The organism is Pectobacterium sp. 1950-15, from assembly GCF_037136835.1.
Classification (GTDB): Bacteria; Pseudomonadota; Gammaproteobacteria; order Enterobacterales; family Enterobacteriaceae; genus Pectobacterium.
Genome location: NZ_JBBBQR010000028.1, coordinates 19,729 through 30,417, shown reverse-complemented (window position 1 = coordinate 30,417; position 10,689 = coordinate 19,729). Strand labels below are relative to the sequence as shown.

Genomic DNA, 10,689 nt, shown 5'->3' with positions numbered 1-10,689 from the left:
ATGCGGCTCATCCTAAGCCCGCTATCTCCTCAGCATAATTTCTTACGCCGGATAGCAACTGCCCTCACTTGCGCATTACGTTAATGGCGATAAGAAACGGCATGCAAATATCAACGCACACGAAACATAACGCATAACCTATGTGCGCCAGATTAAGTCCCACTCCGTAAACGCTCCGAGCGGCGGCGCAGGATTTCCATCACGATCAGCAGGACAAGCGCGGCGCCCACCATCATGGTGGCAGCGGCGGCTATCGTCGGGTCAAGGTTCTCGCGGATGCCGGCAAACATCTGTAGCGGTAGCGTACGCTGGCGCGGGCTGGCGAGGAACAGCGTGACGATCACCTCATCAAACGACGTTGCAAAGGCAAAGAGCGCCCCCGAGAACACACCGGGCGCAATTAGCGGAAACGTCACCTTACGAAAAGCCAGCAGCGGCGAAGCACCCAGACTCGCGGCGGCGCGCGTCAGATTGCGATCGTAGTTCTTCAATACCGCCGTGACCGTAATCACCACGAACGGTACGCCCAGCATCGCATGTGACAATACCAGTCCCAGATAGCTGTTCAACAGCGACAATTTGGCGAAGAAAAAAAACATCCCTACCGCGACAATCACCACCGGCGCAATCATCGGTGAAATCAATACCGCCATCACCAGCGATTTACCACGAAACTCACCGCGCACCAGCCCAACTGAAGCCAGCACGCCAAGCACCGTCGCCAACAGCGTCGCGAGCGGAGCAATCAGCAGACTGTTGCCCAGTGCGCCCAGCCACTCGCTGGAGTTAAAAAACTCGCGATACCAGCGCAGGGAAAACCCCGTCAGCGGATAGCTCAGAAACGAACCGGCATTAAACGAAAGCGGAACAATCACCAGTACAGGGACAATCAAAAACAACAGCATCGCCGCCCCGTAGAAATTAAAGAACGTGTTCCACAGACGGATCACCACTTCACCCTGCTGTCTCATTGGTTATCTCCCAATATAAAGTTACGGATATCGAGCTTAGTGCGCCGCGGCTTCCGCATTAGTACGCGTGACCCGGATGTACACCACGTACAGCAGCGTCACGATTATCAGCAGTTGTGTCCCTAACGCGGCCGCCATTCCCCAGTTCATGGTGGTATTGGTGAAGAACGCGACAAAATAACTCAGCATCTGGTCGCTCGGCCCGCCCAGCAGCGCCGGCGTAATGTAGTAGCCAATCGCCATCATAAAGACCAGCAGCGCCCCTGCCGTCACACCGGCGTAGGTTTGCGGCACATAAACCCGCCAGAAAGCAATAAACGGATGCGCGCCCAGCGAAACGGCTGCCCGCACATAATTCGGGGAAATACCTTTCATCACCGCGTACAGCGGCAAAATGAAGAACGGTAGCAGGATGTGGGTCATCGAAATGTAGACACCGATACGGTTGAACACCAGCACCAGCGGTTCATCGATAATGCCGATGTTCATCAGCGAGCGGTTAATCAACCCACCGGACTGCAACAGCACAATCCAGCTCGCGGTACGCACGATCAGCGATGTCCAGAACGGCAGCAGCACCAGAATCAGCAACAGATTGGCGCGGTTAGAGGGTTGCTTCGCCAGCCAGTATGCCAGCGGATATCCCAGCCCCACGCACAGTAGCGTCACCACGCCCGCCATCAGCAGCGTGCGCAGCAGCACATCGACATACAGCGCCTGATCGGCAGGCTGTGGGACGATTTGCTGCGTGGTGGCATCCACTTTATGGTCAAACACCGCCAACAGGTAATAGCTGGTAAAAGGCCGCGCTGCGCGATCGAACGTTTGCCAGGTCGCTAATTCTCCCCACATCGGCTGCTCACGGATCAGTTGATCGCGCATGTCGCTGCTGCCCTCTGCGGGCAGCTTGCGCAATGTGCGGGTTATCAGCGTGCGGTATTCCGCGCCTTCATACCCTAGCCGTTTGGTAATCGTGCTCAGCTTCCCGCTGCTGCGGGCATCACGCAGATCGCCGACCAGCGCCCGAAAGACGGTTTCATCCGGTACATCGTTGCCCGACCATTGCCGCATCGCAGCAATGGTCTGTGGCATATTGTCGCGTAATTCCGGATTGGAGACGCTTTTCCCCAAAATAGAGGTGATCGGGAAGAGAAAACTCACCACGATAAACAGAAACAGCGGTGCAATCAGCAGCAGAGAGCGTTTTTTATAGGCTTTCTGCGCGAGCCACAGTTGCTGCTTCAAGGTCGAGTTTTCCTCGTTTCCGCCAGACGGCACAGCGGCGGCGATATCGCTCTGGGACATAGGCTCTTTCTCCATCATCACGTACGGTCAATCACTACGGCCTTACTGCGCGGCCCAGGCGTTAAAACGTTGCTCCAGCTCTTCACCGTGGTCGATCCAAAACTCTGTATCTACTTGCAAGGCCTGTGCCAAATTCTCAGGCGCAGTTGGCAGATTGGCAGCGACGGCTGGCGTGAGCAGACTGGTGGTTTTGACGTGCGTCGGGCCATAGGGAATGTTCTCAGCGAATACTTTTTGGTTTTCCGGCTGGTTGGCAAACGCAATGAACTGCTCCGCCAGCGCCTTATGCTTGGAGCCTTTGACGATTGCCCAGCTATCCAGATCGTAAATGCTGTCGGCCCAGACAATCTTGAAATCATGCCCTTCTTTCTGCGCCGCTGAGACGCGACCGTTATACGCGGACGTCATTACCACATCGCCCGACACCAGCCATTGCAGCGGCTGGGCACCGGATTCCCACCACTGAATATTGGATTTGATCTGATCCAGTTTCTTAAAGGCACGATCGACGCCCTCTGGCGTCGCTAGCACCTTATAAAGATCGTCACGCTTCACGCCATCAGCCAACAGCGCGATTTCCAGCGTAAATTTGGCGCTTTTACGCAGCGCGCGCTTGCCGGGGTATTCCTTCACATTCCAGAAATCAGCCCAGCTTTTCGGTGCCTGCTTCAGCTTCTGCGCGTTATAGGTCAAGACGGTTGACCACAGGAAAATTCCCGCGCCGCACTCGGTGACCGCCCCTTTGACAAACTGGGATTGATCGCCCAGCTTTGACCAGTCCAGCGGCTCAAACAGCCCTTCGTTACAACCACGCATCAGCTCAGGACCTTCGACTTCCACGACGTCCCACCCTACCTGCCCGGTTTCCACCATCGCCCGGATACGCGCCATTTCACCGTTGTACTCACCGGCTTCGACTGTGCCTTTACCCGCCGCGGCGAACGGTTTGTAAAATGCCTTATCCTGCGCATCCTTGTTCAAACCACCGAATGAGATCACCGTGACGGACTCCGCCTGCGCCTGACAGGCCATCGTCACCAGAAAAGCCGTGGCTGCTATTTTCTTCAGTACCGGACGGTTGAAGAAGCCTGTCGCTTTGGATGTGTTGTTGAGTTTGGACATCATTTCGCTCCTGGAGTGGTAGTCAACGTAAAGGTCAAATGCGTATCACAATTTGCGCATGCTATTTCTTGCTCATCATTTTTGATGCATCATGTATCAAAATAATCATGCCAAAAAATATGAGCATAAATTGTGCCAATTCAAAAATTTTATTGATGTTTTGCTACAGCGGCGGCGGGAACGGGGATGAGAAGCATCAGGGAGAGACGGCCATCCTTTACACCTGATGAGACTTCGCCATTTTTGCCAGATTGTGGTGCAAGTTGATATTGCCTTGCACCACCTAAACGCATTGCGCGTTTACTATCCGCGTGCCGATATCGACTATCGACACGCGTTTCTTACCGATGATCTAAACGATGAGCTACCGGGAAAGATCGACGCAGAGGTATTTCATTTCCAGATAGTCTTCGATACCGAATCGTGACCCTTCACGCCCCAGCCCAGACTGTTTCACGCCGCCAAACGGCGCGACTTCGTTAGAAATCAGGCCGGTATTGATACCGACCATGCCGTAGTCCAACGCTTCCGGCACCGTCCACTGGCGCACGGCATCGCGCGTGTAGACATAGGCCGCTAGCCCAAACTCGGTGTCGTTCGCCATCGCAATCACCTCCGCTTCATCGCTGAAACGGAACAGCGGCGCCACAGGCCCGAATGTCTCTTCACGGGCAAAACGCATGTCGCGCGTCACCCCGCCGACGATGGTTGGTGTGAAGAACGTGCCACCCAGCTCATGGCGTTTGCCCCCCAACAACAGCGTTGCTCCGTGCGATAGCGCATCGGCAATATGTTGCTCAACCTTGCTGACCGCATCGGCATCGATCAGCGGCCCCTGCGTCACACCCGGTTGCGTACCCTCACCGACCTTCAATTTGCGCACTTCCTCTACCAGTCGTTCGACCAGCGCAGGATAAATCCCCTCTTGCACGTAGATGCGGTTGGCGCAGACGCAGGTCTGCCCGCTGTTGCGGAACTTGGAGGCCAGAATGCCTTTCACCGCCTGATCCACATCGGCATCATCGAAGACGATAAACGGCGCGTTGCCGCCCAGTTCCAGCGACAGTTTTTTCACCGTTGGCGCGCTCTGCGCCATCAGAATACGGCCCACTTCCGTGGAACCCGTGAAGCTTAGTTTGCGTATCACCGGACTATCGCACAGCACCTTGCCGACCGACTGCGCGTCACCGACGATGACCTGCAACACGCCGCGCGGAATACCGGCCTGCTGTGCCAGTTCCGCCAGCGCCAGCGCGGTAAACGGCGTCTGTTCAGCAGGTTTGACGATCATCGTACAGCCCGCCGCCAGCGCGGGCCCGACCTTACGGGTAATCATCGCCGCCGGGAAATTCCACGGCGTAATCGCCGCACACACGCCGATGGGCTGCTTGATGACCAGCAGGCGCTGTTGCCCTTGTGGCGATTGCAGCACGCTGCCTTCAATACGTTTGGCCTCTTCCGCAAACCAGTCGATAAAGCTGGTGGCGTAGGCGATTTCACCCCGAGCTTCCGCCAGCGGTTTGCCCTGTTCCGCCGTCAGCAGCGCAGCCAGATCGTCCTGATTTTCCATAATCAGGCGCGCCCACGCCTGCAACAACGCGGCACGTTCTTTCCCCGTCTTTTTACGCCACTCAACCAGCGCCTGTTCAGCCGCAGCAATCGCCTGCCTAGTTTGTGACACCGTCACTAATGGTACACTCCCCAGCACCTCGCCTGTCGCCGGATTAGTGACATCCAGACGTTCACCGTTGTGGCTGTCTTGCCACTCGCCGTCAATCAGGCAGTGCTGGCGGAATAACGCTTGCTGTTTTAGCGGTATAGTTGCTTTCTGTTGCATAGTTTCTCTTCTATCGTGTCAATACGCGCGTCAGGATGCTCATGGCCTTGCTGAACTGATCGTCAGGCACCGTTAACGGATACAGGAAACGAATCACGTTGCCATGTACACCGCAGGTCAGCAGCAGCAGACCGGCTTCCAACGCACTTTTCTGAAATTGACGGGTGATCTCCGCCGATGGTTTTCCGGTGTGCGGATCGTTAAATTCTGCCGCCACCATCGACCCCTGAGCACGAATCGCCACCAGTGCCGGACACTGCGCTTTGATTTTCTCCAGCGTTTCCACCAGCGCGGCCCCCAGAAATTGTGCCCGCTGGCACAATTTCTCTTCTTCAATCACGTCCAATACCGCCAGCGCGGAAGCCACCGACAGCGGGTTCCCCGCATAGGTGCCGCCCAGCCCACCCGGCGCGGGTGCGTCCATGACGTCAGCACGACCGACGACGCCGGAGATCGGGAAACCGCCGCCCAGGCTTTTTGCCATCGTGATCAGATCCGCTTTCTCCGCGTAGTATTCCATCGCGAACAGCTTGCCGGTACGGGCAAAGCCCGTCTGCACTTCATCAGCTATCAGCAGGATGCCATGCTCATCGCACAGCTTACGTAGCCCGCTGATAAAGGCCGGTAGCGCAACGTTGAAACCACCTTCACCTTGCACCGGCTCCAGCAGAATGGCAGCCACCTGATCGGCGGCGATATCGGTATGCATCAGGCGTTCAACGCTTTCCAGCGCCTGCTCAACGGTGATGCCATGTTGCTCACTCGGATAAAGCGCATGAAAAATAGAACCGGGGAACGGCCCGAATCCTGTGGAATACGGTGCCACTTTGCCCGTTAGCGTCATGGTCAGCAGCGTGCGGCCATGAAACGCGGCGTTGAAGGCAATCACGCCGGGGCGTTTGGTGTAGGCACGAGCAATTTTCACCGCGTTTTCCACCGCTTCGGCACCGGTGGTAAAGAACGTGGTCTTTGCCGCGCCCTGAATCGGCGCCAGCGCATTGATGCGTTCGGCAAGGGTGACGTAACTGCCGTAAGGCACAATCTGGTAGGCCGTATGGGTAAAGCGATCCAGTTGCTCACGCACTGCGGCGACAATTTTCGGGTGGCGGTGGCCGGTGTTCAGTACCGCAATCCCGGCAGCGAAATCGATAAATTCCCGACCTTCAACATCCCACAGGGTGCTGTTTTCCGCACGCTCAGCATAGAAGTCACACATGACGCCCACACCACGCGGCGTGGCGGCCAGACGGCGTTGATTCAGTTCGCTATTCTTCATGGTCTGCTCCGGTATCCCAAACACATCGGTTAGTCGTTGAACGATGATTGTTAGTGTAGTTGCAAGATGATGATGTCATTTAGACGCGAGATGGTTCTATAATCCAGTGCCAGTTTTGAATATTTGAAGGATCCACTTTTGCGCTCACTTCTGACCGACTTATTGCTACAGCGTTTAGCCAACCAGCACGACGGCGCGCTAAACAAACGTTTGTACGACTGCATTCGGCTAGCGATTCTTGATGGCGCGATTGCCGCTGGCGAGCGCCTGCCGTCGTCGCGCGATCTGGCGCAGCAGCTATCGCTGTCGCGCAATACCGTGCTGACCGCTTACGAACAGCTACTGGCGGAAGGCTATATTGAAGCACGCAAAGGAAGCGGGACTTTCGTCACGGAACAGTTGCCCGATGGCAACATGCAGCCGGTAAGCAGCGACAACGCCGGAGAAATCCGTGAACCTAAACATGAATTATCGCGTCGCGGTATGCATCTTCTGGGCTATGCCGGCGCCTCCGCCCGCCAATGGGGCGCGTTTATGCCGGGCATCCCGGATATCGCCAGCTTTCCTCACGATTTGTGGCGACGGATTCAGACGCGACTGACGCGTCGCGTTCGCCCTGAGCAGCTTTCCTATTCGCCGATTGGCGGCTGTCCCGAACTGCAATTGGCGCTGGTAGATTACCTGCGCGTCGCCCGCTCCGTCGAATGCACGCCGGAACAGATTCTGATTACCGAAGGCACGCATCAGGCGATGGATTTGCTGGCTAAAATGCTGTGTAACCCCGGCGATTTGGCGTGGATTGAAGATCCCTGCTATTGGGGAATTCGTAATGTCCTGACGATTAATGGCCTGCGCGTCGCCCCCGTCGACGTCGATGAACAGGGGCTGGTGCCGCCGGACACGCTCTCACCCAACGCAGCCCCACGTCTGATTTGCGTGACACCGTCACATCAATATCCATTGGGCGCGGTGATGAGTCTGGCACGGCGTCAACGTCTGCTGGCACTGGCGCAAGAGCACAGCTGCTGGGTGGTGGAAGATGACTACGACAGCGAGTTCCGCTTCTCCGGCAGTCCGATTCCCGCGCTGCAAGGGCTACAGGCACAGTCGCCGGTGATCTACATCGGGACATTCAGCAAAACGCTCTACCCCGGCCTGCGCGTCAGCTACATGGTGCTGCCACCGCTGCTGGCGCAGTCGCTGAAGACGGCACATTCTGAGCTCTATCGCGGCGGACACTGGCTCACGCAGGCGACGCTCGCGCAGTTTATCCGCGAAGGCCACTACGCTGCGCATATCCGTCGTATGCGCCTGCTGTATGCCAAGCGCCGCGCGCTATTGACGTCGTTAATTGAACAACATCTGGGCGCGGATTACGTCGGGGACAACAGCAACGCCGGGCTGCATATGCTGCTCAGTCTGCCTCCTCACATCGACGATGTCGTATTGAGCGCCGCGATTTTGCGCCGCGGCGTGATGGTTAAACCGCTTTCCAGCTACTACCTGCAACCGACACAGCAGCGTGGTTTATTGCTGGGCTACGCCAGCGTGGAAGAGAGCCACATGACGCAGGCGTTTTCCGCAATCGTGGCCTGTATTCAGGCGCTAGATTCACGCCATTCCGAGGCCTGACACCATCCATTTTTATCCAGGCCAATTCGCACCGTTACGGTGCCATTCGCTGCCAACACGCCCCATTACGGCGCACCCGTGGTGATGAACGATCGCCTTTTAGCGCATTATCGCGCAGCATTTTCTGCTCGCGAAGCATCCGGCATGGTTTATGCATTCTTATGAATAACAGTGACTGCCGGAGAGTGAAAAATGAGAAATTATGTCAGCTTCAAGAATGTTCAGAAGACCTATGACGGCGACCGCCTGATCGTCAAAAACCTCAATCTGGATATCCGTGAAGGTGAATTTCTGACCCTGCTTGGGCCATCCGGCTCGGGAAAAACCACCAGTTTGATGATGCTCGCCGGGTTTGAAACCCCGACGCAGGGGGAAATTTTGCTGCGCGACGCGCCGCTGCACCACCTCCCGCCGCACCAGCGAGACATCGGTATGGTATTTCAGAACTACGCCCTGTTCCCCCATATGACCGTGGCGGAGAATCTGGCCTTTCCATTGTCCATCCGTCGCCTGAACCGCGCCGACATCAAAGAGAAAGTGGATCGGGTTCTGGATCGCGTGAAGCTCACCAGCCTGGCCGACCGCTACCCCGCGCAGATGTCCGGCGGACAACAGCAGCGTGTGGCGCTGGCTCGCGCACTGGTTTTCGAACCTAAACTGGTGCTGATGGATGAACCGCTGGGGGCGCTGGATAAACAGCTGCGCGAGCATATGCAGTTGGAAATCAAAGAACTGCATCAGTCGCTGGAGCTAACCGTGGTGTACGTGACTCACGACCAGAGCGAAGCGATGACCATGTCCAATCGCGTCGCCGTGTTTAACGATGGCGTGATTCAGCAGATGGACAGCCCCAGCGATATCTACGAAAAACCGGAAAATGCTTTTGTGGCGCAATTTATTGGCGAAAACAATACGCTACTCGCCACGCGCACCGAGGCCGAAGGCGCATTCTATCGGGCAACGCTGGACGACGGCACTTCTCTGCGCGCGCTGAAAGTCAGCCCCAGTTCACCAGGTCGAAAAATTACGCTCTGCATCCGCCCGGAACGCATTCACGTCAACGCAACCCACGTCGACGACGGCATGCAGCAGGTCACCGCGCGTATTCAGCAATTCATCTATCTGGGCGATCACGTCAGGATGATGACGGAGGTGGCTGGTCAGCCGCAGTTTATGGTGAAACTCCCCGCCAGCGAGATTCAGCCGCACTGGAAAGCCGGCACCGAAGTCAATCTGTCATGGCAACCGGAGCACCTGCGCGCGCTGGATAGCATCATCACGCATTAAGCGTGGCGCGTTAACCGTGTCAAAAGACGCAGAAAAACGAGTGTCATAAAAATAGCATGTTGCCCCTGAATCAGGGGCAACGAATAAACCATTAACGCGACGAGAAAAGATAAATAAAAGGGGGAAATCATTAGCGTTATAGGACATAATTTTTATTTAGGTAATTAATGCGTAACTAATCACAACTCAAAAACATCCTGTTTATTAACGACAGAATATCGCTGGAGTTTCTTCCTGATATCTATTTAAACTCGAGGCTGTTTCAAGTGCTACCCCTTCTTATTTCAAGTTTCAGATACGTTATTCAATAATAACGTTTTATTCTGCAACATGAATTATTTAGGGCACATTCTAATGGATAGAAATCTCAATGAAGGGAATCGGTATGGATACGCCGCACTTCTTTGCCCTGTCTGGAAAAACCGCGCTCATCACCGGAGGATCGCGTGGGTTAGGGTTGCAAATTGCCGAAGCGCTCGGTGCACAAGGCGCTCATATTATCCTCTCAGCGCGCCACACCGATGAATTACAGGTCGCGCAGTCACACCTCTCCTCGCTGGGTATTCGTGCCGAATGGATTGTCGCCGACAATGCGCAAGATAGCGACATTGAGCGCCTCGCAGAGGAAGCTATCGCCAAGACAGGTCAGATAGACATTCTCGTCAATAATGCGGGTACAGCATTCGGCTCCCCGGCGGAAGACCATGCGATTGCTGACTGGGATCGCGTCATGAACCTGAATATCCGCAGCCTGTTTTTATTAACGCAGAAAATCGGTAAAGGCAGCATGATCCCCCGCCGCTATGGAAAAATTATTAACGTGGCATCGCTTGCCGGTTTACAGGGTAATCTGCCCGGCTGGCTGGAAGGCATCGCCTACAGCACCAGCAAAGGTGCCGTGGTGAATTTTACCCGGGCATTAGCGGGCGAATGGGGAGAATTTAATATCACCGTTAATGCGCTCGCCCCCGGTTTTTTCCCTTCAACGATGACGCAGAACCTGTTGAATCGCCTTGGCGTCGATGCCCTGGCGCAAAAGTCCCCGTTGCGACGTATTGGTGATGATGAGGACTTAAAAGGTGCAGCGATCTTATTTGCCTCCGACGCCAGTAAATATATTACGGGTCAAATACTTTCCATTGACGGAGGCATGAGCGCCATATAAATCGCTCCTACATTATTAGCTATCAATCCTATCTTTAATCATTCCAAATTAACGAGGCTCATGGAGGAGGCGCGTAAATATAGCCAATAGGCAT

At 55.4% G+C, this 10,689-nt stretch carries 8 protein-coding genes; 3 read left to right on the top strand and 5 right to left on the bottom strand.

The features are described from left to right. Positions 1 to 152: 152 nt before the first annotated feature. The 5 genes from WCT94_RS20350 to WCT94_RS20330 all read right to left on the bottom strand — a co-directional run bounded on the left by WCT94_RS20350 (position 153) and on the right by WCT94_RS20330 (position 6,511). Positions 153 to 971: an ABC transporter permease gene (locus tag WCT94_RS20350; protein WP_336871495.1), complete on the bottom strand. Its 819-nt coding sequence runs from the start codon at positions 969 to 971 to the stop codon at positions 153 to 155. Positions 972 to 1,007: 36 nt separating this feature from the next. Further along, on the bottom strand, positions 1,008 to 2,276 hold the full coding sequence (locus WCT94_RS20345; RefSeq protein WP_336871494.1) for an ABC transporter permease: 1,269 nt from the start codon (positions 2,274 to 2,276) through the stop codon (positions 1,008 to 1,010). Positions 2,277 to 2,318: 42 nt separating this feature from the next. Beyond that, complete coding sequence (locus WCT94_RS20340; protein ID WP_336871496.1) at positions 2,319 to 3,398, bottom strand: ABC transporter substrate-binding protein; 1,080 nt, start codon at positions 3,396 to 3,398, stop codon at positions 2,319 to 2,321. A gap of 364 nt (positions 3,399 to 3,762) precedes the next feature. Next, a complete protein-coding gene (locus WCT94_RS20335) occupies positions 3,763 to 5,235 on the bottom strand; it encodes an NAD-dependent succinate-semialdehyde dehydrogenase (protein ID WP_336871493.1) in 1,473 nt (490 codons plus the stop codon). Positions 5,236 to 5,245: 10 nt separating this feature from the next. Beyond that, positions 5,246 to 6,511, bottom strand: coding sequence for a 4-aminobutyrate--2-oxoglutarate transaminase (locus WCT94_RS20330; protein WP_336871490.1), 1,266 nt, complete (start codon positions 6,509 to 6,511; stop codon positions 5,246 to 5,248). 138 nt (positions 6,512 to 6,649) lie between these two features. Here WCT94_RS20330 and pdxR point away from each other — a divergent pair, with 138 nt between their 5' ends. From pdxR to WCT94_RS20315, 3 genes are all read left to right on the top strand, one after another. Continuing rightward, the gene (pdxR, locus tag WCT94_RS20325; protein WP_336871488.1) at positions 6,650 to 8,143 is read left to right on the top strand and encodes a MocR-like pyridoxine biosynthesis transcription factor PdxR; all 1,494 of its coding nucleotides are present in this window, start codon (positions 6,650 to 6,652) and stop codon (positions 8,141 to 8,143) included. Between the two features lie 192 nt (positions 8,144 to 8,335). Next, positions 8,336 to 9,430: an ABC transporter ATP-binding protein gene (locus tag WCT94_RS20320; protein ID WP_336871485.1), complete on the top strand. Its 1,095-nt coding sequence runs from the start codon at positions 8,336 to 8,338 to the stop codon at positions 9,428 to 9,430. A 370-nt stretch (positions 9,431 to 9,800) separates the two neighbouring features. After that, positions 9,801 to 10,595, top strand: a complete 795-nt coding sequence (locus WCT94_RS20315; RefSeq protein ID WP_336871483.1) for an SDR family oxidoreductase — start codon at positions 9,801 to 9,803, stop codon at positions 10,593 to 10,595. Positions 10,596 to 10,689: the final 94 nt, after the last annotated feature.